The sequence below is a fragment of the Rhizobium sp. 18065 genome, from assembly GCF_902706095.1.
Taxonomy (GTDB): Bacteria; Pseudomonadota; Alphaproteobacteria; order Rhizobiales; family Rhizobiaceae; genus Allorhizobium.
This window is the reverse complement of sequence record NZ_CACSJP010000002.1, coordinates 181669-204175: the sequence shown is the minus strand read 5'-3', so window position 1 is coordinate 204175 and position 22507 is coordinate 181669. Positions and strand designations below refer to the sequence as shown.

Below are 22507 nucleotides of genomic sequence, written 5' to 3'. Positions count from 1 at the left end.
CTTTCGATGCGTGACGAGCTCAGCAATATTTCCGGCACGTTCATCCCCGAACACAGCGATGCCGATCCGGTGCGCCGCGCCCAGATCCAGATGAAGAGGCCGCTGCCGAAGCGCTTTTACACGACCGTGTCGATTGCAGCCGACGGGAACGGATTTTCGATCCATCTCGACGGCAAGCCGGTGAAGACACCAGCCAAGAACACGCTGCACCTGCCGACGCGCGAGGCAGCCGAACTGGTCGCTGCCGAATGGGCAGTCCAGGAACAGGTTATCGATCCGGGCACGATGCCCGTCACCAAGCTTGCCAATACGGCGATCGATGCGGTGAGCCTGAACCTTTCCGAGGTTTTCGACGAGATCGTGCGTTTTGCCGGCAACGACCTGCTGTGTTACCGCGCCGATAGCCCGCAGGAACTCGTCGATCGCCAGGCTGGCAGCTGGGATCCCGTTCTGGCCTGGGTGGCAGACGCACATCAGGCGCGGTTCATCCTGGCCGAGGGCGTGATCCATCAGGAACAGCCTTCCCAGGCGATCCAAGCCTATGCTGCGGGCCTCGAGCGCTACCGCGAAGCCTTCCGGCTTTCGTGCCTGCATGTTGTAACCACGCTTGCCGGCTCCTCGATCCTGGCGCTCGCCTTTGCCGATGGTGCCTTCGATCTCGATACGGTGTGGAGCCTTGCCCATCTCGATGAAGACTGGACGATCGAGCATTGGGGGAGCGATGAAGAGGCGGAAGCGCGTCGCGAAGCGCGCTACGGCGAAATAGCTGCTGCCGCGTCGCTGTTTGCTGCCCTCGACAGCCAGGATTAACCAAGGGCTAACCATAATCGACCAATGCTCGGAGCGGGTTAGAATCACCGCGTCGGGGTTGTCCAGATGGTTGCTCGCAGTTTTCGCATCGCTTTTGCGCTCGGGCTACTCCTCGTGCTGTCCGCCTGTGCACACTCCAGCGATCGCGGCATTTACAGGCCGCTGGTCTACTATGTGCGCGATGTTACCGTGATGGCTGATGCCAGCGTTCCGCATGATCTGATCCGGGGCATCGATCGGCGTGTGTCCGCAGCCATTGCCTCGACGCGACCGCCAGCTGGCGCCGAGCGTGTCGTGCTTCTGGTCAAGATCGACACGTTCGGTAACGGCCTGAATGCCCGGCGCTACTTCGAGCAGGTGCGCTTCACCGTGACGGCAGCTTCCGTCGAGACCGGTGAACCCGTCGCGGCAGGAAGTTTCACCGTCAACAGCCCGACCAATGATCCACGCTTTGGTCGCGAGCCATTGGCGGAGGAAATAGCCGCCCGCATCCGCTTCGCCTTTTCGCTTACCGTGCCACGGATCAGGACGATGCGGCCGCCGAAGACGATGTCGACACGGTTCGCAACCGATGCCGCACCGGTCATGGCGGCTGCGATCACACCGCCGCCGGTGCGAGCTGCAGCTACGGCTGCCTTGACCAAACCCTTGCCTGTCGTGGTCGCTCCGGCTCCAATTCCGGCCGAAATCGTCGCGCCGGTGATCGTGGCTCCCGTGGTGCAGCCGGCAAAGGCGAGGGCCAAGGATGCGCCGGCGCAAGGGGGGGCGGTAGAGCAGGGTGCCAGCGGCTCCGTGCGACTTGACGGCGCCTGCGATCCGACGGATGCCGAGTGCCTGGCACCGAAGCCCTGACGGTCAATCCCCGGCAGCAAACCCATCTTGCATATGATGATTTCCCGCTATTGCCGTTGATGCGTCGCCGGTCTCGATTGACTTGCCGCAAGCCACCGCCTAATCCTTTGAACTGGATGGTTTTCGGGCGACAGAAGTGTGGCCTGGAAAGCAAAAGGGAATGCGGAGGCAGGGACCCAGACAGGGACTGCCAAACGCAGCCGACCCCGCGACTGTAGAGCAGCGAGGGTCTTCCATCCGGTTTTAGTGCCGAAGGCATGACGGATCGCAGGGTGTGATCGATGCCGGACGTCTTGAACCGGAAAAGCCACTGGGGTGGCAGCGCGATCAGCCGGGGTGGGACGCCTCTTTGTCTACGAATCGTCCGCCTTTTCGCGACTGCCATCAAACCCTGGGAAGGTGAGGGAGATCCGTTGGCGTTTTCGCCGGCAGCTGTGAGCCAGGAGACCTGCCGTCCGTGACGGGCCGTGAAGGCCTAATTTATGGGGAGAGATCCCCGGCGCCAGCACGGAGGTTGTCGTGGCGATGTTTGATTTTGGCGCGACCTCATGGTCGCGCGGGACGGTGCATCCGTTTCGGGATGTCTACCGGCCTGGTCTGCTTGGCGACGGCATTTTGCCGGTCATGCCTTTTTCCTGCTCGCGTCTTGCGGAGCAGGGCTGAATTATGCAGTCCGTTCATTCCTCAGTTTTCGTTCTCGGCGGCGCCCGTTCCGGCAAGTCGCGCTTTGCCGAACAGATCTGCCGTGACAGCGGCCTTGCGCTTAATTACCTCGCGACCGGCCGTGCCTGGGACGACGAGATGAGCAAGCGGATCGAATGTCACAAGCAGGATCGCGCCAGCCATGGCTGGACAACGCATGAGGAGCCGCTTGACCTCGTCGGAGCACTGGTCCGGATCGACGATCCCGGCCGCGTGGTGCTGGTCGATTGCCTGACGCTCTGGGTCACCAATCTGATGATGGAGGAAGGGAGAGATGTGGCAGCTGAGAGCGCCGCACTCGCGGACCTTTTGCCGTCACTGAAAGCCCGGATCGTGCTTGTTTCCAATGAAGTCGGTCTCGGCATCGTGCCGGAGAACGGGATGGCGCGCGATTTTCGCGATCATGCCGGACGGCTGCACCAGATGATCGCGGCCAAGGCTGCGGACGTGTATTTCGTTGCGGCCGGATTGCCGCTGAAAATGAAGGGTTGAACCATGTTGCAGCAGAAAATTCCCGCCACAGTGATCACCGGCTTTCTCGGTGCGGGCAAGACCACGATCATCCGCAACATGCTGATGAATGCGGGTGGCAAGAAGATCGCGCTGATCATCAATGAATTCGGCGATCTTGGTGTCGACGGCGATGTGTTGAAGGGCTGCGGCGCCGACAATTGTACAGAGGACGACATCATCGAACTAACCAATGGCTGCATCTGCTGCACGGTCGCCGACGATTTCATCCCGACGATGCAGAAGCTGCTGGAGCGCGACGTGAAACCCGATCACATCGTCATCGAGACATCCGGCCTGGCGCTGCCGCAGCCGCTGGTCGCCGCCTTCAACTGGCCGGATATCCGCACCCGCGTCACGGTCGACGGTGTCATCACCGTCGTCGACAGCGCAGCCGTTGCCGCCGGTCGGTTTGCCGATGACCACGACAAGGTGGATGCGGCACGCGCCGAAGATGCGAGCCTCGATCACGAAAGCCCGATCGAGGAGCTGTTCGAAGACCAGCTGACCTGTGCCGACCTGATCGTGCTCAACAAGACCGATCTGCTCGATGCCGCCGGTATCGCTGCCGTGCGCGCCGAAGTGACCGGGCGCACCCATCGCAAGCCGGCCATGGTCGAGGCGCGCAATGGCGAAGTCTCGTCGCTGGTGCTGCTGGGCATCGGCGCCGGCACCGAGGACGATATCGACAATCGCAAGTCGCATCACGAGTTGGAGCATGAGGCGCTGCATGAAAGCGGCGAGGCGCATGACCACCACCATGACCACGACGAGTTCGAAAGCTTCGTCCTGAAGCTCGGTTCGATTGCCGATCCTGCCGCCTTCATCGCCCGGCTGAAGCCGGTGATCGAGAGCCATGACATCCTGCGCCTCAAGGGCTTCATCGACGTGCCCGGCAAGCCGATGCGCCTGGTCATCCAGGCTGTGGGTACACGCATCGACACATATTTCGACCGGCCGTGGACGTCGGGCGAGAAGCGCGAGACGCGGCTTGTCGTTATCGGCCTGCACGAATGGGATTTCGGCGCGGTTGTCGAAGCCGTGCAGGGTGCGGCTGGCTGATCCATGCATCTTCTTCTCGCCCAGAAAGGCTCGATTGCCGACGGAGACGAGGCGATCGACCTTGGGCAGTCGCCTGGTGAGATCCTGTTCCTGTCGGCTGCCGACACCGAATTGTCGGCGGTTGCTGCTGCCGTGGCACAGGCGGGATCCGGCACAGGCTGGCGTTTGGCCAGCCTGATGGCGCTGAAGCATCCGATGTCGGTCGATACCTATATCGAACGCACGGCACGTCATGCGAAACTGATCGTTGTCCGGGCACTGGGTGGTGCAAGCTATTTCCACTATGCGCTGGAAGCGCTCACGGCGGCTGCGCGCGCAAAGGGTGCGCTGATCGTTACGTTGCCCGGCGATGACAAGCCGGATGCCGGGCTCGATCCGTTTAGCCTGTGCACGGATGCCGACCGTTCGGCACTCTGGACCTACCTGACCGAAGGCGGCGAGCGTAATACGGCGCATTTCGTCGGCTATGCCGAGGCGATGCTGTCGGAGGCCGACAAGCCGGAGCCGGCACGGCCCTTGCTCAAAGCCGGGATCTGGTGGCCGGGCAGGGGCGCGATCGGTGTGGAGGAATGGCGGCAACTGGCTGCCGCCAAGGACAATATCGCCGCCATCTGTTTCTACCGCGCGCTCGTCCAGAGCGGCGAAACCGCGCCGGTGGAGGCCATGATCGGCGCGCTCCAGGCAGAGGGACTCACGCCGCTGCCGGTGTTCGTTTCCAGTCTCAAGGATCCGGTATCGGTCGAAACGCTCCGGGCGATCTTTGCCGAGGCGTCACCTGCCGTTGTGGTCAACACCACCGGCTTTGCCGTCTCGGCGCCGGGATCGGACAATCCCTCGACCATTCTCGACGAACAGGGCGCCGTGGTGCTGCAGGCGATCTTTTCGTCATCGCCAAGGACGGCCTGGGAAACGTCGAGCCAGGGGCTTTCGGCGCGCGATCTTGCGATGAGCGTTTCGCTGCCGGAGGTCGATGGCCGGGTGCTGACACGGGCCGTGTCGTTCAAATCGGCGGCTCGTTTTGACGATCGGGTGGAGACCAATCTGGTCAGCCACGAACCGGATCCGGGGCGGATGGCGTTCGTCTCAAGGCTCGCCGCCAACTGGGCGCTTCTGCGCGCGACACCGGCGAAGGATCGCAACATCGCACTGATCATGGCGAACTATCCGAACCGCGACGGCAGGCTTGGCAATGGCGTCGGGCTCGACACTCCGGCGGGCACGATCGAGGTGTTGCGGGCCTTGTCCGATGCTGGCTACGGTGTGGAAGAGTTGCCGGCCGATGGCGATGCGCTGATCACGGCGCTGATGGCAGGGCCAACCAATGCCGCGCATGATGGACGCGTCATTCGCGAAGTCATTTCACTGAACGATTACAATGCCTTTTTTGAATCGCTTCCGAAACAGATTCAAGCTGAGGTCAGCGCTCGCTGGGGCGATGCGGCGAATGATCCGTTCTACCTCAATGGTGGCTTCGCCTTGCCGTTGATGCGCTTCGGCCGGATCATTGTCGGTATCCAGCCGGCGCGCGGCTACAATATCGACCCGAAGGAAAGCTATCATTCGCCCGACCTCGTGCCGCCACATGGCTATTTCGCCTTCTATGCTTTCCTGCGCAAACAGTTCGCCGCCCATGCGCTGATCCACATGGGCAAACACGGCAATCTCGAATGGCTGCCGGGCAAGGCGCTGGCACTCAGCGAAACCTGCTATCCGGAAGCTGTGTTCGGTCCCTTGCCGCATCTCTATCCGTTCATTGTCAACGATCCGGGCGAGGGCACACAGGCCAAGCGGCGGACATCGGCCGTGATCATCGACCATCTGACGCCGCCGCTGACGCGGGCCGAAAGCTATGGCCCGCTGAAGGATCTGGAAGCACTGGTCGACGAATATTACGAGGCGTCGGGCGGCGATCCGCGCCGGCTGAAGCTGCTGAAGAAGCAGATCCTCGACCTGGTCTCCGATATCGGCCTCGATCAGGATGCCGGGATCGGCACGGGCGATCAGGAAGAGACGGCGCTGGAAAAACTCGACGCCTATCTCTGCGACCTGAAGGAAATGCAGATCCGCGACGGCCTGCACATCTTTGGCCTGGCGCCCGAAGGACGGCTGCTGACCGACCTGACGGTGGCACTGGCGCGTGTTCCGCGTGGGCTGGGCGAAGGTGGTGATGCGAGTTTGCAGCGGGCGATTGCGGCGGATGCTCTGGCAGATGTCTCGCTTCCCGGTTCGCCCCCCTCTGCCCTGCCGGGCATCTCCCCCACAAGGAGGAATATCGACACACCCGAATCGCCTCGTTTGTCGCCGATGTCTGTGGTGAAAGCACGGCCGGTCGAAACAGTTCCATTTGCATCGAGCGGTGGCGATACGCCGATCTCCCCCCGTGTGGGGGAGGTGTCCGACAGGACAGAGGGGGGTACTGCACCCCTCAATTCCGACTTCGACCCCCTCGACTGCATCATGTCCGACCCCTGGGCCGGATCACGCCCGGCGATTCTGGCAGCGCTGACCGACCAACCCTGGCGCACCAAAGGCGATACCGTCGAACGCCTCGAATTGCTCGCGGCAGCCTTCGTGTCCGGCGATCTCCCATGCCCGCCGGACTGGAGCCGAACCCAATCGGTCCTCGCCGAAATCGAAACCCGCCTGAAACCCTCGATCGTCCAATCCGGCCCGGCCGAAATCACCGGCCTGCTCAAGGGCCTCGATGGTCGTTTCGTCGCCCCCGGCCCTTCCGGCGCGCCCACCCGCGGACGGCCCGATGTGCTGCCGACCGGACGCAATTTCTACTCCGTCGACAGTCGCTCCGTGCCGACACCGGCTGCCTACCAGCTCGGCAAGGCCTCGGCGGAACTGCTGATCCAGCGCTATGTGCAGGATCACGGCGAATGGCCGGTGTCGTTCGGGCTGACGGCCTGGGGTACGTCAAACATGCGCACCGGCGGCGACGACATCGCCCAGGCGCTGGCGTTGATCGGGGTCAAGCCGGTCTGGGACATGGCCTCGCGGCGGGTGACGGGTTACGAGATCCTGCCACAGGCGCTGCTCGGCCGGCCGCGTGTCGACGTCACCTTGCGCATATCCGGTTTCTTCCGCGATGCCTTCCCGGAGCAGATCGCGCTCTATGACAAGGCGGTCCGTGCCGTCGGCGCGCTTGACGAAGACGTGGGTGACAATCCGATCGCCGCACGCATGCGGACTGAAACGGCGCAATTCATCACAGACGGGCTCGATACGGCCGCCGCGTCACGCCGTGCCGGTTACCGGGTGTTTGGCTCCAAGCCGGGGGCCTACGGTGCGGGCCTGCAAGCGCTGATCGACGAAAAGGGCTGGGAAAAGCGCGGTGATCTGGCCGAGGCCTATCTGGTCTGGGGCGGCTACGCCTATGGCGCGGGTGCCGAGGGCAAAGCCGAACGGGGGTTGTTCGAGGAACGGCTGCGCACGGTTCAGGCGGTGGTGCAGAACCAGGACAATCGCGAGCATGACCTTCTCGATAGCGACGACTACTACCAGTTCGAGGGCGGCATGACGGCGGCGATCGAGGTGGTTTCGGGTGCGCGGCCGGTGGTCTACCACAATGACCATTCGCGGCCGGAAAAACCGGTGGTCCGCACGCTGGAGGAGGAGATCGGCCGGGTCGTGCGGGCGCGCGTGGTCAATCCGAAATGGATCGAGGGCGTGATGCGCCACGGCTACAAGGGCGCCTTCGAGATCGCAGCGACGGTGGACTATATGTTTGCCTTTGCTGCGACGACGGGTGCCGTGCGCGATCATCATTTCGAGGCGGTCTATCAAGCCTTTGTGCTCGACGAGCGGGTGCGCGACTTCATGGCCGAGAAGAATGCACCGGCGTTGCGGGAAATGTCGGAGCGGCTGATCGAGGCCATCGATCGCGGCCTGTGGACGCCGAAGAGCAATTCGGCCAAATTCTCGCTGCTCGAAATTGCTGGAGGGGAGAGAAGCCATGACTGAACTGTCTGGACATTGCCTGTGTGGCGCGGTGCGCTTCAAGGTCCGGGGTGCGGTGCGAACCGCCGGGCATTGCCACTGCGAAAGCTGCCGGCGTGCAGCCTCGTCGCCGGTCACGAGCTTTTTCACCGTCGAGCGCGCCGACGCGTCGCTTTCCGGCGACAGCCTGCGTTTCTATGCGTCGTCGCCCGGTGTGCGGCGCGGGTTCTGCAGTGACTGTGGATCGCCGATGTCTTTCGAGACCGAACGGCGACCGTCCGAAATCGATTTTTACGTCGCGAGCCTCGATGACGGCCAGTCCGTTGCCATCGGCGAACATTGGCATTGGAACGAACGTGTCGATTGGCTCAACATTGTCGACGATCTTCCCAAGGGTGAGGGTGGTGCATGACCGATACGATCCAGATCAGCGTCATCGCGGGTGAGGACAAGGAATTTTACGACGCAACCGTGGCCATTCTGGACGAGGCTGCCCGTGGGCTCGAAAAGCCGTTTGACGGCGAGACCGTGCAATTGCGCGCCGAAGATGGTGAGGGACGTTTGCTGGGTGGTCTGGTCGGCTCGGAAATACAGGGCTGGATTTATATCAAGCTGCTTGCTGTTGCCGCCGACGCCCGCAATCTTGGGGTTGGCGCCAAACTCCTGTCTCGGGCCGAGGACATGGCACGGGCCAAGGGCTTCGTCGGCATCTATCTCGATACGTTTGATTTCCAGGCACCGCGCTTCTACCTGCGCGAAGGTTTTACCGAAATCGGCAGGCTGCCTTCTATCGACGGCAAGCCGCAGCGCATATGGTTCGTCAAAACATTTGATAATTCTGGGAGTGCACCATGACCGAAGAGACGATGTCGAACGACGCGGATCTCGCCCGCCACGCCGAGAAGATGGCTAAGAAGAAGGCCGCCCGCGACAAGATCATGGCGACCAAGACCGGCGAAAAGGGCCTGGTGATCGTCCATACCGGCAAGGGCAAGGGCAAGTCGTCTGCAGCCTTCGGGATGATCTTCCGCCATATCGCCCACGGTAAGAAATGCGCGGTGGTGCAGTTCATCAAGGGCGCGATGTCGACCGGCGAACGGGACATGATCCTCAAGCATTTCTCCGATCTCTGCCAGTTCCACACGATGGGTGAAGGTTTCACCTGGGAGACGCAGGACAAGGCGCGTGACATTGCCATGGCCAAGGCCGCCTGGGAGAAGGCGAAGGAGTTGATCCGCGATCCGTCCCATTCGATGATCCTGCTCGACGAGATCAATATCGCCATCCGCTACGACTATATCGACATCGCAGAGGTGGTCGAGTTCCTGACAAACGAGAAGCCGGAGATGACGCATGTCGTGCTCACCGGCCGCAACGCCAAGGACGAACTGATCGAGATCGCCGACCTTGTCACCGAGATGGAACTGATCAAGCATCCATTCCGCTCCGGCATCAAGGCGCAGATCGGCGTGGAGTTCTGATGACGCAAAGCTGGCAGTTCTGGGCGTTTCTTTCGGCCATTTTTGCAGCATTGACCGCCATCTTCGGCAAGATCGGGGTGGCGGGCGTCAATTCCGATCTGGCGACCCTGATCCGCACTGGTGTGATTATCGTGGTTTTGACCGGTATCGTTGCGGCCACCGGCCAATGGCAGGCACCATCGACAATCGCGGCCAGGACCTGGATCTTCCTTGGCCTGTCAGGATTGGCAACTGGCGCCTCCTGGCTCTGCTACTACCGGGCACTCAAGCTCGGCGATGCATCGCGTGTCGCGCCGATCGACAAGCTGTCGATCGTCTTCGTCGCTGTCTTTGCCGTTCTCTTTCTCGGTGAAAAGCTGAGCCTCGGCGCCTGGGCCGGCATCGCGATGATCGGTGCCGGCACGATCATGGTGGCCGTTTTCTAAAAGCCCATCCACACGCGAATCGGATTGGTCGGATCGAGCAGCAGCTTGATTGCCAGTGCCAGGCAAGTGACGATCAGCAATGGCTTGATCAGCTTGGCACCGCTTTTCATGGCAAAGCGCGAGCCGAGCTGGGCACCGAGGAACTGGCCGACGCCCATCATCAGGCCGATTTTCCACAAGACGACGCCGCCGACCATGAAGACGATGAAGGCGCCGACATTAGAGCCGAGATTGAGCAGCTTGGTATGGGCGGTCGCCTTCAGTACGCCAAAGCCGGCCAGCGAGACGAAGGCGAGCATGAAGAAGGAACCGGTGCCGGGCCCGAAGACGCCGTCATAGAGGCCGATCAGCGGCACGAAGGTCAGGCCGAACAGAAAAGGCGTGATGCGCTGGTGGCGATCGTCGTCCGACAGGTTTGGCTTCAGGGCGAAATAGAGGGCGATCGCCACCAGAAGGAATGGCATCAGCCCCCGCAACACGCTTCCCGGCACCACGGTTGCGATCAGGGCGCCGATCGCGCCACCTGCCACCGCCATGACCGACATCGGCAATTGTTTCTGCAGGTCGACATGCCCCTTGCGAGCGTATGCGATCGTCGCGGACCCTGCGCCGAACATAGATTGCAGCTTGTTGGTGCCCAGCGTTTCCAGCGGCGGGATGCCGACGATCAGCATCGCAGGGATGGTGATCAGCCCGCCGCCGCCGGCGATCGAATCAACGAAGCCGGCGATAAAGGCTGCGACAAAAAGCAGAAGGAGGAGGTTGAAGGCGAGATCGGCCACGAGTCACTCGATGTCAGTGGAGGGGGGAGCCCCTGTGTGGATGGTTGGCAGGCAGATGGACAGGGGCGCAGGACTTGTGCACCGAGTCTTGACCGGGAGCAACTCCACCTGCTGTGTTTGTGCTTCCACTGGTCGCGCAACTGTGAACTGGCGCATCTTCCACACGAAGCGGCGCAAACCGGTTTGACCCTGCAAGCCTGCTTCGATAAAGCTCTATTCCATGTGCGACGGCGCCTGTTCGACAGGCTGGAAATAGTCCGGTGCGGCTGACCCAATCAGGGGGCCAATTCCGGAGCTGTCCCAAAGGCCATAGAGCAGTTTCATCGCTGTTCTGGCGCTTCGTACATAGTGAAAAATACGAAGCAGGGAGGCCGGAATTCATGGCTGAAAAACTTGGAATCATGGTCTGCGGCCATGGCAGTCGCAATCAGAACGCAGCGCGCGAGTTCGCGATCATCTCGGAAGCGCTACGGGCGCGCAATCCCGACATGCCGGTTGAATACGGCTATCTCGAATTCTGCAATCCGGTGATCGCCGAGGGCCTCGACCGGCTGCGCGCCGCCGGTGTCACGCGGGTGCTTGCCGTGCCCGGCATGCTGTTTGCCGCCGGCCACGCGAAGAACGACATTCCCTCGGTCCTTAATACCTATCAGGCGCAGAACCCGGGCATGGTGATCAACTATGGTCGCGAACTGGGCATCGACCTGAAGATGATCCGCGCTGCCGGCGATCGCATCCAGGAAGCGGTCGATCAAGCCAATGCCGAGCTCGGCTTCGTCGACAAGCATGACACCTTGCTGATGGTGGTTGGACGCGGTTCGTCCGATCCCGACGCCAATTCCAACGCGACCAAGGTGATGCGCATGCTCTGGGAAGGTATGGGCTTCGGCTGGGGCGAGACCTGCTATTCCGGCGTGACCTTCCCGCTGGTCGAGCCGGGCCTGACCCATGCCGCCAAGCTTGGCTACAAGCGCATCATCGTCTTCCCCTACTTCCTGTTCACCGGCGTGCTGGTCAAGCGCATCTACAGCTACACGGACGAGGTCGCAGCCCGCCATCCGGAGATCCAGTTCGTCAAGGCGAGCTATCTCAACGATCATCCTCTGGTGCTCGACACTTTCCAGGACCGGGTCAAGGAGATCCTCGAGGGTGCTGCGGTGATGAATTGCCAGATGTGCAAGTACCGCGAGCAGGTTCTCGGTTTCGAAGCCGATATCGGCCAACCGCAGGAGAGCCATCACCACCATGTCGAAGGGATCGGCGGCGGTATGGAAGACTGTCCGTGCAAGGGCGACTGCGATGCGTCATGCCGCGAGGAGGATTTCTGCCGCGAGCATGGCCTGCCTTGGACTCCAGTGCACAGCCATGCGGAGCCGGCACCGCTTGAGCCGGCCTTCGACTACGGAGCCTCGACCTTGCTGGGTGGGAAATACGGTCATCTGCTCAATGCGGCGCCTGACGCCGAACTCGAGGCGGTGATGAATGCACCGTCGAGCGGCAAAATGGCCGTGCATGAGCACGGACCGGATTGCGGTTGCGGCCATGACCACGGCCACGGCCACGATCATGACCACGCGCACCACCACGATCATGACCATAATGATCACGACCACGGCCATTCTCCCGGCCATTCTCACGGGCATGACCACGGCCACTCGCATGATCATGGCCATGATCATCACCACGCGCCTTATCCGCATGCCGACCATCCGCTTGGCCCGAAGTCGATGCAGAAGAAGAAATAATGGCCCTGTTCGATCGCATCCTGATTGTCGACTGGTCCGGCGCTGGCGCGCCGGTCAAGGGGGCCAATTCGATCTGGGCCTGCCTTGCGACACGCAAGGGCGATCAGGTGCGTCTCGACTGGCTGGAGAATTTCTCCACCCGTCATGCCTTCATGCAGCGGCTTTCGGTGATCGTGGACGAGGCGCTTGCGGCCGGCGAACGGCTGCTGTGCGGCTTCGACTTTGCCTTCGGCTATCCGGCTGGAACGGCCGAGCGGTTGACGGGCAGGGCCGACTGGCGGGCGCTGTGGCGCAAGATTGCCGATGAAATCGAAGACGGCCCGGACAACGCCAACAACCGGTTCCAGCTGGCTTCGGACTGGAACCGCGACTATTTTGCCGATGCGCCCCGCTTCTGGGGTCGTCCACAGGGACATAGCTACACGCATCTGAGCGACAAGAAACCGGTCGCGCCTGTCGATGCGCCACGGGTGTTTCGTCTGGCAGAGGCCCATGCCAAGGGCGCAAAATCGGTCTGGCAGCTCGCCTATGCCGGTTCGGTCGGAAGCCAGTCGCTGTTGGGGATCGCCCGTCTCTCGCGTTTCATCGATGACAGCGGCTTTGCCGATCGCATCGCGGTCTGGCCGTTCGAAACCGGTTTTTCTGCTGAGTCTGGCAAGCCTGTCGTCTTTGCCGAAATCTATCCCTCGCTGTTTTCTCTGGCCGATGGCGCAGAGGGTGTCCGGGATGCGCTGCAGGTTTCGACTGTGGCCGAGGCGTTTTCGCGCTTTGATACCGCCGGTGTTCTCGGGCAGCTATTTATGGCGCCGGATATGCTGTCGGCTGGCGAGACGGATCAGGTGCTGCGGGAAGAGGGCTGGGTGCTGGGGATCGGGCATCACGCTTTGGCGGTGGAGGGAGCTGCCCCCCTCTGGCCTGCCGGCCATCTCCCTCACAAAGGGATAGATCAGAATGCCGTTGCCACAAGCCGCAGCGTGCCGCTTCCTGCGGTCTCCTTCCGTGTGGGGGAGATGTCACTCAGTGACAGAGGGGGGTATGGCCCGAACGCATCCCTCGACTACATCCGCGACCCCGCCGAGATCTATCGCCAGTCCTTTTCGACAATCCGCCGCGAAGTGGATTTATCGCGTTTTTCCAATGGTCTGGATGATCTTGCTGTCAGATTGATTCATGCCTGTGGCATGGTCGATCTGGTCGACGACATTGCCTTTTCGGACGGTGCATTCGATGCCGGTGTGGCGGCACTTGCGGGTGGTGCGCCGGTACTGGTCGATGTCGAAATGGTCCGCCACGGCATCATCCGCCGACTGCTGCCGGCCGACAACGATGTGATTTGCCTGCTCAACGATGATCGCGTGCGGCCGAAGGCCGAAGAGATCGGCAATACCCGTTCGGCCGCCCAGGTCGATCTCTGGGACGAGCATCTCTCAGGCGCAGTGGTTGCAATCGGCAATGCGCCGACGGCGCTGTTTCGGCTGCTGGAGCGGATCGACGCCGGTGCGCCGAAGCCGGCTTTGATCCTCGGCATGCCAGTTGGCTTCGTCGGAGCGGCGGAAAGCAAGGATGCCTTGATCGCCGATAGTCGCGGCATCCCCTATATTGCCGTGCGCGGCCGTCGCGGCGGGTCGGCGATGGCCTCTGCAGCGGTCAATGCGCTTGCCGGAGGGCTTGGCACCAATGTCTGATCTGCAGCAACCCTGGCTGACTATTATCGGCATTGGCGACAACGGCCTGGAAAGCTTGACGCCGGAAGCGCAGTCGTATGTCTGGCAGGCCGAAACGCTGGTGCTGGGAGAACGGCTTGATGCGGTGATCGACGGCAGCTCGCTGCCGGAACTGAAACGCATCCTGACCTGGGGTGCGGGGTTCCGCGAAACGCTGGCCGAAATCCTCAAGCTGCGCGGCTCGCCGGTCACGGTGCTGGCCACCGGCGATCCGATGCATTTCGGCATTGGTGCTACGCTTCGCCGGCATGTGGCTGCCGAAGAGATGTATGTCCTGCCGAGCCCTTCTGCCTTTTCGCTGGCGGCTGCCCGGCTCGGATGGCCGCTGCAGTCGGTGACGCAGATCTCGCTGCATGGCCGGCCGCTGGCCTTTCTCCATCGCCATGTGCTGCCGCGGGCGCGCATCCTGGCGCTGACCTCGGATGCCGCGACCATCGAACAGGCTTCGGCGCTCCTGGTGCATCGCGGCTTTGGCAATTCGATCCTGCATGTGCTCGAGCATATGGGCGGCGGGACGGAGCGCGTCGTGACGCTGACGGCGCGCCAGATCCTCGAACATCAGCCGGAATTTTCCGATTTCAACACGCTGGCCATCGATTGCGCTTCCGATGGACCGCTGTTGTCGCCGGTCTCGGGCCTTCCCGACGAAGCTTTCCGGCATGACGGACAACTGACCAAGCGCGAGATCCGCGCCGTGACGCTGTCGCAGCTCTCGCCCTTTCCCAATGCCATGCTCTGGGATGTCGGTGCCGGTTGCGGATCGATCGCGATCGAATGGATGCGCGCCGGCATGGGGACGCGAGCGGTCGCGATCGAAGCCAAGCCGGAACGGGTGGCAATGATCCGCGAAAATGCCGAAAAACTCGGCGTGCCCGATCTCGACATTGTCGAGGGAGAAGCCCCGACGGCTCTTGCTGGATTGCGCCGACCGGATGCCGTTTTCATCGGTGGTGGAATTACCGGCGAGGGCGTGTTCGAGGCCTGTTGGCAGGCGCTCGGCCCTGGTGGCTGGCTGGTCGCCAATGCCGTGACCATCGAGGGCGAGGCAAAACTTGCCGAGTTGCGCGGCATTCACGGCGGCGACCTGATCCGCATCCAGGTGTCGCGGGCAGCGCCGGTCGGACGCTATTGCGGCTGGAAATCGCTGATGCCGGTGACGATCTGGACCGCGACCAAGGAGGAGGAACAATGACCGGAACACTCTACGGCCTCGGCCTTGGCCCCGGCGATCCGGAACTGCTGACGCTCAAGGCGCATCGCATCCTGACATCATGCCCTGTCGTTGCCTATCCGGCGCCCGACACTGGCCCGAGCTTTGCCCGGCAGATCGTTGCACCTTATCTGACTACGGCCCAGCTCGAGGTGCCGATCATTGTACCGATGCGGGTCGAGCGGTTTCCGGCGCAGGACATCTACAGCAAAACCGCCGAGGTTCTGGCACGGCATCTCGATGCCGGCGCCGATGTGGCGGTGCTGTGCGAAGGCGATCCGTTCTTCTACGGCTCCTTCATGTATCTGTTCGAGCGGCTGGCCGATCGCTATCCGACCGAGGTCGTGCCGGGCGTGTCGTCGATGATGGCGGCTGCTGCAGGCCTTGGGCGACCGCTCGCTGCGCGCAACGATGTGCTGACCGTGCTGCCCGGGCCGCTGGATGATGCGGCACTGGCGGACCGGATAGCTGCCTCCGGTGCTGTTGCAATCATCAAGATCGGCCGGCATTTTTCCCGCATCCGTTCCCTCATCGCCGACCTGGGGCTGACGGCGCAGGCGGGTTATGTCGAGCGCGTCAGCCTTGCCGAACAGCGGTTGATGCCGCTTGCCGAAGTGCCCGAGGATGTCGCACCGTATTTCTCGATGATCCTGATCTACAAGGGCGCGGAAACATGGCATCCGGCGCTGGCACGCCGGCTTGGCGCGGAGACAGTTCCTTGAGCGCTACCCTCCGCCCCGCAATTCTCGTGCTGAGCGACAGTGCAGCCGAGATTGGCCGCCGTATTGCCGTTCTGGTCGATGGCGAGCTGCATGGCGCGCGCGCGCGCGTCACCAATGCCGACCGGCATTTCGATACGGCGAAGGGCCATGTGCAGGCGCTGTTTGCCGAGGGGCGGCCGATCGTCGCGGTGATGGCATCCGGTGCGCTGATCCGAATGTTGGCTCCGGTGCTTTCGAGCAAGCAGTCCGAGCCGCCGGTGCTGGTGGTGTCCGAGGATGGCGCTTCGGTCGTACCGCTGCTCGGTGGCCATCATGGTGCCAACGATATGGCCCGCGTCATCGCGACCGGCCTTTCCGCCCACGCTGCAATCACCACTGCCGGCGATCTGAAGTTCGGCGTCGCACTTGACCAGCCGCCGGCCGGCTACCGGCTTGCCAATCCCGAAAACGCCAAGGCCGTGATGGCAGAGCTAGTGGCCGGATCGTCTGCAAGGCTTGCCGGCACGGCGCAATGGCTCATTCATTCCCGCATTCCTTTCGACAACGAGGCTCCTGTGACGCTGACTGTAACTGACAAAACCAACATTGCGGACGAACTGGAGCTGATCTACCACCCCAGGACGCTTGTGCTCGGCATGGGCTCCGAACGTCATGCCAAAACAGAGGAAGCGATTGCACTGGCGGAGCAGGCGCTGGCCAAGGGTGGGTTTGCTTCTGCCAGTCTGGCCGCTGTGTGTTCGATCGATGTGAAAGCCGACGAGGCAGCGATTCATGCCGTTGCCCGGCATTTCAACGTGCCGGCACGGTTCTTTACCGCAGCGGCGCTGGAGGCCGAAACGCCAAGACTGGCGAACCCGTCCGACGTGGTCTTTGCCGAGGTTGGCTGCCATGGCGTGGCCGAAGGTGCGGCACTTGCCGCAGTTGGTGCGAGCGGCGAACTGGTGGTCGAGAAGCTGAAGTCGAAGGGAGCGACGGCTGCAATCGCCCGTGCGAGCGAAGTGCTCGACCCGTCTGTATTCGGCCGGGCGCGCGGCCGGCTTTTCGTCGTCGGCATTGGACCCGGTTCGGATGGCTGGCGCTCGCCGGAAGTCTCTTCGATGGTCGCGGCATCGACCGATCTCGTCGGCTATTCGCTCTATCTCGATCTGCTCGGTCCACTTGCCGACGGCAAGACCCGGCATGATTTCGATCTCGGCAAGGAAGAAGCCCGCGTCGTACACGCCATGGAGCTTGCCGGTGAAGGCCGGGATGTTTCGCTGGTCTGCTCCGGCGATGCCGGCATCTATGCGATGGCGACGCTGGTCTTCGAACTGTTCGACAAGGGCGGCATCACCGATGCGGCCAGTCGTATCGAGGTTCAGGTTTCACCCGGCATTTCCGCTCTTCAGGCTGCCGCTGCCCGGATCGGTGCGCCGCTCGGCCATGACTTCTGCACCATTTCTCTGTCGGATCTTCTGACGCCGTGGGAGCATATCCAGCGGCGCGTCAAGGCGGCGGGTGAGGGCGACTTCGTTATTGCCTTCTACAATCCGGTGTCGATGAAACGCCGCACGCAGCTGGCCTATGCCCGCGACGAACTGCTGAAATACCGTCCCTTCGAAACGCCGGTGATCCTGGCCACCAATCTCGGCCGTCCGGGCGAGCAGGTGCGCACCGTTCCGCTCGGCGCGCTCAATGTGGATGACGTCGATATGCTCACCGTCGTGGTCGTCGGCTCGTCGGAAAGCCGCACCGTCACCACCGGCGACGGCAAGACCTGGGTCTACACGCCGCGCGGTTACTCGGGGAAGGTGGATACGGGCATGAAGGCTGGAACTTGATGCCACAGCACGCATCGCACGCAGCAAACACAATCTGAGGAAAACAGCATGACCGTCTATTTCATCGGCGCCGGACCGGGCGCACCCGACCTGATCACCGTGCGTGGCTTGCGACTGATCGAGCGCTGCCCGGTCTGCCTCTATGCCGGATCGCTGGTGCCCGAAGAAACGGTCAAATGCGCGCCGGATGGGGCTATCGTCAAGGATACGGCGCCGATGCATCTCGACGAGATCATCGCCGATATCGAGGCTGCCCATGCCCGCGGCGAGGATGTTGCTCGAGTGCATTCCGGCGATCCGTCGATCTACGGCGCGATTGCCGAACAGATGCGTCGGCTTGACGCGCTTGGCATTCCCTATGATGTGGTACCCGGCGTGCCGGCATTTGCCGCCACCGCCGCGCGGCTGAAGACCGAGCTGACGCTGCCGGAAATCGCCCAGACGATCATCATCACCCGCACTGAGATGAAGGCGTCGTCGATGCCGGAATTCGAGACGCTGGAGATCCTCGGCAAATCGCGGGCGACGCTTGCAATCCATCTGTCGATTCGCAACCTGCCGCATATCCGCGATACGCTGACGCCATACTATGGCGAGGATTGCCCGGTGGTTGTCGCCTACCGTTCGACCTGGCCGGACGAGTTGTTCATCCGCACGACGCTGAAGGACATGGCCGAGGACGTGCGCAAGGCGAAGCTGACCCGTACGGCCCTCATCATGGTTGGCCGGGTCTTCGGACACGTCGAGTTCCGCGACAGCGATCTCTACAATTCCGATTTCACCCATGTGCTGCGCAACGCCGGCAAGAAGAAAAAGTCTGCAAAGCCTGCCGTCTGACCGATTGCTGTAAACATTGCCTGAGCACGAGGACGAGGGCGAGGGCGCGTGAGAGGAGAGGTCTTGATGTCCGATGATACCAGTATTCACGTCGGCAGTTGCCGCTGTAGCCAGGTGCAACTGAAGGTCCGCGGCAAGCCGCTAATGACCATGGCCTGTCATTGCGCCGGCTGCCAGAAGATGACGGCCAGTGCCTTTTCGCTGAGCGCGCTTTATCCGCTCGATGCGGTCGAGGTTCATGGTCTTCAACCGGTCATCGGTGGCATGCACGGTGATCTGCATCACAATTTCTGCCCGCATTGCCTCAGCTGGATCTTCACCCGCGGCAAGATGTTCGGGCCGATGATCAATGTGCGCGTAACCATGCTCGACAATGCAGCCGAGCTTGCGCCCTTCATCGAAACCTGCGCCGACGAAAAGCTACCCTGGGTAACCACACCAGCCGTGCACAGCTATAACAAGTTTCCACCGATGGAGGCGTTTCCGCAGTTGTTGCAGGAATATGCCAGCGCCGGCGTCTGAGCATTTTTGCACATTCTGTGCGCCCGGCTATCCGCGTACCGTTCGTGCCTTGAACCGCCAACGCTCGTCGGCTAAGCCGGATAGATTGCGGCGGGTGATCTGCCGCATCCTTTCTCAGATACGATGGCGGCACTTTTCATGCACAAGGTCATTTTCGATACGGATCCGGGCGTCGACGACGCGATGGCGCTGCTCTTTCTCCATCACCATCCGGAGATCGACCTGATCGGTATCACCAGCGTTTTCGGCAATGCGACGATCGAGACCACGACGCGCAATGCGCTGTTCCTCAAGCGCGAATGGCAGATCGATGCACCGGTCGCCAGAGGTGCCGGAGAAACCTTCATTCCGCATCGCGTGACGCATGCGCCGCCGACCTTCATCCATGGCGATGACGGGCTCGGCAATATCGGTGTGCCCGAAGTGACCGACATTCAGCCGGATCCGCGTCCGGCGCATCGTTTCATCGTCGACATGGTGCGCGCCCATCCGGGAGAGGTGACGCTGGTCGCTGTCGGCCGGATGACCAATCTTGCCAATGCGCTGAAGGAAGATCCCGAGATCGTTTCGCTGGTCAAGGAAGTCGTCATCATGGGCGGCGCCTTCGACACCAATGGCAATGTCACGCCGGCGGCTGAAGCCAATATCCATGGCGACCCGGAAGCGGCCGACATCGTCATGACCGCGACATGGCCGGTCGTCGTCGTTGGCCTCGATGTGACGCTGAAGACGGTGATGACCCGACAGGCGCTCGCCGATATCCGCGATGCCGCCGGCAAGCGGGCGCAATTGCTGTTCGACCTGTCGCAGTTCTATATCAAGTTCTACGAGGGGCGTGTTCAGGACGGCATGGTCGTGCATGACAGCTGCGCCTGCGTCTATGTCGTGGCGCCGGAACTCTTCACCACACGCTCCGGCCCGATCCGTGTCGTTTGCGGCGGCATTGCCGATGGCCAGACGATCCAGAAGCCCGACGGCAAGGGATTTGGCCCGTCCGACTGGGATGGCGATCTGCCGAGCCAGAAGGTCTGCGTCGATGTCGACGCTGATGCCGTGTTGAAGCTGATCCACGACACGATCGTTGCGATCAAGGAAGACTGAGCCCCACTTTCTCGTTTCACGGATGCGCCCCGTCCCTGTCCGGGGCGTTTCTGCTGCTGGCCTCAGCGTTGCGCCTGATCCAATCGTGGTGTGCCGACCTTGAACCAGGCCTTGGCGATCTTGCCATCGGCTATTTCGTAGATGCAGATCACATCCACTTTGCCGGTGCCCTCGGGAAAGGTGCGCCTTACGGTTTCGTGGTCGACCACGAGATTGCCGGTAACGGACCGGTACAGCAGCTTGCCAAACAGGTTGGGCTCCTTGAAGCGCTCGACATGGCGCGCGCGGATCTCGTCTGCGCCATGCGCCAGCTGTGTGTCGGGAAAAGCATAGTAGGCGCAATCCTCGGCCCACCACTGCATGAAGCTCTCTATGTCGCGGGCATTGTAAGCCTCGAGCTGCATCTGCACCGGATAGGCAGCCTCCGCCAACTCAATGTCTGTCATGAAAACTCCTGAAGAATACGACGGTTTTAACTGTGATCTTTGCGCCTAATCGCGCTCCAGCATGATCACCGGCAGGCCAAGGCTGCGGGCGGCGATGATCTTGGCATAACCGGCCGGACCGCCGGAATTGCGGGCGACCAGATGCGTGATGCCGTGGGCGGTCATGAGGTCAGATTCCTGCGAGGGATCGCTTGCCGGTTTGCCAAGGATGACAGCGTAGTCGAAAAAGCCGAGCGGTTTGTCCGGCGCATCCACCATGCGAACAATGAAGCGGCAATCGGTGCGTTGCTTGAAGGCGTCGAGATATTGCCGGCCGAGCGCGAGCAAGACGGTGGCGCCGGAGGGCAGGAGGTCTGCCGCCTGCTCCAGTGTCGAGACCGGACGCCAGCGATCGCCCGGCTGTTTCTGCCAGCGCGGTCGGACGATTTGCTCCAGTGTCACGCCGGTTTCTGCCGATGCCTTGATGGCGTTTTCGGAGATGCGCCTGGCGAAGGGGTGGGTCGCATCGATGATACGGGTGAAGGTGTTTTCGCGCAGATAGGTCGCCAGTCCCTCCGCACCGCCAAAGCCACCGATGCGGATCTCTCCAGCCGGCAGGATAGGATCGAGGGTCCGGCCAGCGAGCGATGTCGTCACGGCATGTCCGTCTTCCACCAGTTTTTGCGCGAGTTCGCGGGCCTCCGCGGTGCCGCCCAGGATCAGGATCTTCTGATGGACTGCAGTCGGTCCGTCGCTTCGTGTTTCATTGGGCATGGGCAATAATATTTCCCTTGCGATCAATGACGATGACATCCACTTCGATCGGTGCGCCACGCAGGACCTCGAGCGCATTGACGCGCGCCGCCTGGGCAATCGGAAGCGAGATGTCGACATGGTTTTCTGTCATGATTTCATGTACTTCAAGTGCCGTATTGGCGATTTGAATCTGATCTTTGATGTTTTGCGATAAAATATTACTGCAAGGCAATGATAAGAAATAGTTATTGTCGATTTGGCTGCGTGATGAATGCAGATCCAGCGCGCCCTGCGCGAGCTTGGCCATCTTGGCGAAACCTCCGGCAATGGTCAGGCGTTGCACCGGGTGCACGCGCAAGTATTTGAGCAGTCCACCGGCGAAATCGCCCATGTCGAGCAGTGCCCCATCAGGCAGTTGGTGAAAGGCCTGGGCTGCCTTTTCCGAGGTTGAGCCGGTCGCGCCCAGCACATGGGTCAGGCCTTCGGCGCGGGCGACGTCGATGCCGCGATGGATGGAGTGGATCCAGGCCGCGCACGAAAATGGATGCACGATGCCGGTGGTGCCGAGAATGGAAATGCCGCCGATTATGCCGAGGCGCGGGTTCCACGTCTTCTCGGCCAGCACGTCGCCGCCGGGAACGGAAATTGTGATCTCAAGATCTGGCGAAATGCCGTGCGCTGCACAGAGCGCCTCGACCTCGGCCGTCATCATCTGGCGGGGCACCGGATTGATCGCGGCCTGACCGGGCGAAATCGGCAGGCCCGCCTTGGTCACGGTGCCGACACCGTCGCCCGCCACAAAGACGATGCCGCTTCCGGGATTTGTCCGGCGGAGTTTAGCCACTACGGTGGCGCCATGGGTCACATCCGGATCATCGCCCGCATCCTTGACGATGCCCGCATAGGCAGCGTCACCATCCATGCCCTCGGTTGCCAGCGCGAAGGCCGGCGTCTCTCCGCGCGGCAGGGTGATCGAAACCGGGTCGGGGAATTCTCCGGTCAGAAGTGCGGTCAGGGCGGCCTTGGTCGCCGCCGTGGCGCAAGCGCCCGTGGTCCATCCCTTGCGAAGCGCCATG

Annotated in this window: 21 protein-coding genes and 1 riboswitch; of the genes, 17 read left to right on the top strand and 4 right to left on the bottom strand. The window is 62.0% G+C overall.

The window, feature by feature from the left end; genetic code table 11:
• Window positions 1-6: 6 nt before the first annotated feature.
• The 9 genes from GVK95_RS06800 to GVK95_RS06760 all read left to right on the top strand — a co-directional run bounded on the left by GVK95_RS06800 (window position 7) and on the right by GVK95_RS06760 (window position 9787).
• Window positions 7-810, top strand: coding sequence for an ATP12 family protein (locus GVK95_RS06800; RefSeq protein ID WP_159947874.1), 804 nt, complete (start codon window positions 7-9; stop codon window positions 808-810).
• A 66-nt stretch (window positions 811-876) separates the two neighbouring features.
• Window positions 877-1662, top strand: a complete 786-nt coding sequence (locus GVK95_RS06795) for a hypothetical protein (RefSeq protein ID WP_159947872.1) — start codon at window positions 877-879, stop codon at window positions 1660-1662.
• Window positions 1663-1762: 100 nt separating this feature from the next.
• Window positions 1763-2133: riboswitch (cobalamin riboswitch) on the top strand.
• A gap of 195 nt (window positions 2134-2328) precedes the next feature.
• Entirely contained in the window at window positions 2329-2856 is a 528-nt protein-coding gene (gene cobU / locus GVK95_RS06790; RefSeq protein WP_159947870.1) for a bifunctional adenosylcobinamide kinase/adenosylcobinamide-phosphate guanylyltransferase, read from the top strand.
• 3 nt (window positions 2857-2859) lie between these two features.
• Window positions 2860-3936 carry a cobalamin biosynthesis protein CobW gene (gene cobW, locus GVK95_RS06785; RefSeq protein ID WP_159947868.1) on the top strand — a complete coding sequence of 359 codons (1077 nt, stop codon included), beginning with the start codon at window positions 2860-2862 and terminating at the stop codon, window positions 3934-3936.
• Window positions 3937-3939: 3 nt separating this feature from the next.
• Window positions 3940-7905, top strand: coding sequence for a cobaltochelatase subunit CobN (gene cobN / locus GVK95_RS06780; protein ID WP_159947866.1), 3966 nt, complete (start codon window positions 3940-3942; stop codon window positions 7903-7905).
• On the top strand, window positions 7898-8293 hold the full coding sequence (locus GVK95_RS06775; RefSeq protein ID WP_159947864.1) for a GFA family protein: 396 nt from the start codon (window positions 7898-7900) through the stop codon (window positions 8291-8293). The genes cobN and GVK95_RS06775 overlap by 8 nt, the downstream gene beginning before the upstream one ends.
• Window positions 8290-8736 carry a GNAT family N-acetyltransferase gene (locus tag GVK95_RS06770; RefSeq protein ID WP_159947862.1) on the top strand — a complete coding sequence of 149 codons (447 nt, stop codon included), beginning with the start codon at window positions 8290-8292 and terminating at the stop codon, window positions 8734-8736. Before GVK95_RS06775 ends, GVK95_RS06770 begins: the two co-directional genes overlap by 4 nt.
• Entirely contained in the window at window positions 8733-9362 is a 630-nt protein-coding gene (gene cobO, locus GVK95_RS06765; RefSeq protein WP_159947860.1) for a cob(I)yrinic acid a,c-diamide adenosyltransferase, read from the top strand. Before GVK95_RS06770 ends, cobO begins: the two co-directional genes overlap by 4 nt.
• A complete protein-coding gene (locus GVK95_RS06760; RefSeq protein ID WP_159947858.1) occupies window positions 9362-9787 on the top strand; it encodes an EamA family transporter in 426 nt (141 codons plus the stop codon). The genes cobO and GVK95_RS06760 overlap by 1 nt, the downstream gene beginning before the upstream one ends.
• Here GVK95_RS06760 and GVK95_RS06755 read toward each other — a convergent pair.
• The gene (locus GVK95_RS06755; RefSeq protein WP_159947856.1) at window positions 9784-10569 is read right to left on the bottom strand and encodes a TSUP family transporter; all 786 of its coding nucleotides are present in this window, start codon (window positions 10567-10569) and stop codon (window positions 9784-9786) included. The genes GVK95_RS06760 and GVK95_RS06755 overlap by 4 nt on opposite strands.
• A 380-nt stretch (window positions 10570-10949) precedes the next feature.
• On the opposite strand from GVK95_RS06755, the gene GVK95_RS06750 reads away from it, so the two are divergent.
• From GVK95_RS06750 to GVK95_RS06715, 8 genes are all read left to right on the top strand, one after another.
• Entirely contained in the window at window positions 10950-12314 is a 1365-nt protein-coding gene (locus tag GVK95_RS06750) for a sirohydrochlorin chelatase (protein ID WP_159947854.1), read from the top strand.
• A gap of 1010 nt (window positions 12315-13324) precedes the next feature.
• Window positions 13325-13999, top strand: coding sequence for a precorrin-8X methylmutase (locus GVK95_RS06745; protein ID WP_159948590.1), 675 nt, complete (start codon window positions 13325-13327; stop codon window positions 13997-13999).
• The gene (cbiE, locus tag GVK95_RS06740; RefSeq protein ID WP_159947852.1) at window positions 13992-15230 is read left to right on the top strand and encodes a precorrin-6y C5,15-methyltransferase (decarboxylating) subunit CbiE; all 1239 of its coding nucleotides are present in this window, start codon (window positions 13992-13994) and stop codon (window positions 15228-15230) included. The genes GVK95_RS06745 and cbiE overlap by 8 nt, the downstream gene beginning before the upstream one ends.
• A complete protein-coding gene (gene cobI, locus GVK95_RS06735) occupies window positions 15227-15970 on the top strand; it encodes a precorrin-2 C(20)-methyltransferase (protein ID WP_159947850.1) in 744 nt (247 codons plus the stop codon). Before cbiE ends, cobI begins: the two co-directional genes overlap by 4 nt.
• On the top strand, window positions 15967-17790 hold the full coding sequence (gene cobJ / locus GVK95_RS06730) for a precorrin-3B C(17)-methyltransferase (protein ID WP_159947848.1): 1824 nt from the start codon (window positions 15967-15969) through the stop codon (window positions 17788-17790). Before cobI ends, cobJ begins: the two co-directional genes overlap by 4 nt.
• A 48-nt stretch (window positions 17791-17838) precedes the next feature.
• The gene (cobM, locus tag GVK95_RS06725) at window positions 17839-18627 is read left to right on the top strand and encodes a precorrin-4 C(11)-methyltransferase (protein ID WP_159947846.1); all 789 of its coding nucleotides are present in this window, start codon (window positions 17839-17841) and stop codon (window positions 18625-18627) included.
• A 66-nt stretch (window positions 18628-18693) separates the two neighbouring features.
• Window positions 18694-19149: a GFA family protein gene (locus tag GVK95_RS06720; protein ID WP_159947844.1), complete on the top strand. Its 456-nt coding sequence runs from the start codon at window positions 18694-18696 to the stop codon at window positions 19147-19149.
• A 138-nt stretch (window positions 19150-19287) separates the two neighbouring features.
• Window positions 19288-20250, top strand: a complete 963-nt coding sequence (locus tag GVK95_RS06715) for a nucleoside hydrolase (protein WP_159947842.1) — start codon at window positions 19288-19290, stop codon at window positions 20248-20250.
• A gap of 62 nt (window positions 20251-20312) precedes the next feature.
• On the opposite strand, the gene GVK95_RS06710 is transcribed toward GVK95_RS06715, so the two are convergent.
• From GVK95_RS06710 to GVK95_RS06700, 3 genes are read right to left on the bottom strand one after another with little or no spacing between them, the layout of a single operon-like run.
• Entirely contained in the window at window positions 20313-20696 is a 384-nt protein-coding gene (locus GVK95_RS06710) for a nuclear transport factor 2 family protein (protein WP_159947840.1), read from the bottom strand.
• Window positions 20697-20741: 45 nt separating this feature from the next.
• On the bottom strand, window positions 20742-21449 hold the full coding sequence (locus GVK95_RS06705; protein ID WP_159947838.1) for a cobalt-precorrin-6A reductase: 708 nt from the start codon (window positions 21447-21449) through the stop codon (window positions 20742-20744).
• Window positions 21439-22506 carry a cobalt-precorrin-5B (C(1))-methyltransferase gene (locus tag GVK95_RS06700; RefSeq protein ID WP_159948589.1) on the bottom strand — a complete coding sequence of 356 codons (1068 nt, stop codon included), beginning with the start codon at window positions 22504-22506 and terminating at the stop codon, window positions 21439-21441. The genes GVK95_RS06705 and GVK95_RS06700 overlap by 11 nt, the downstream gene beginning before the upstream one ends.
• Window position 22507: the final 1 nt, after the last annotated feature.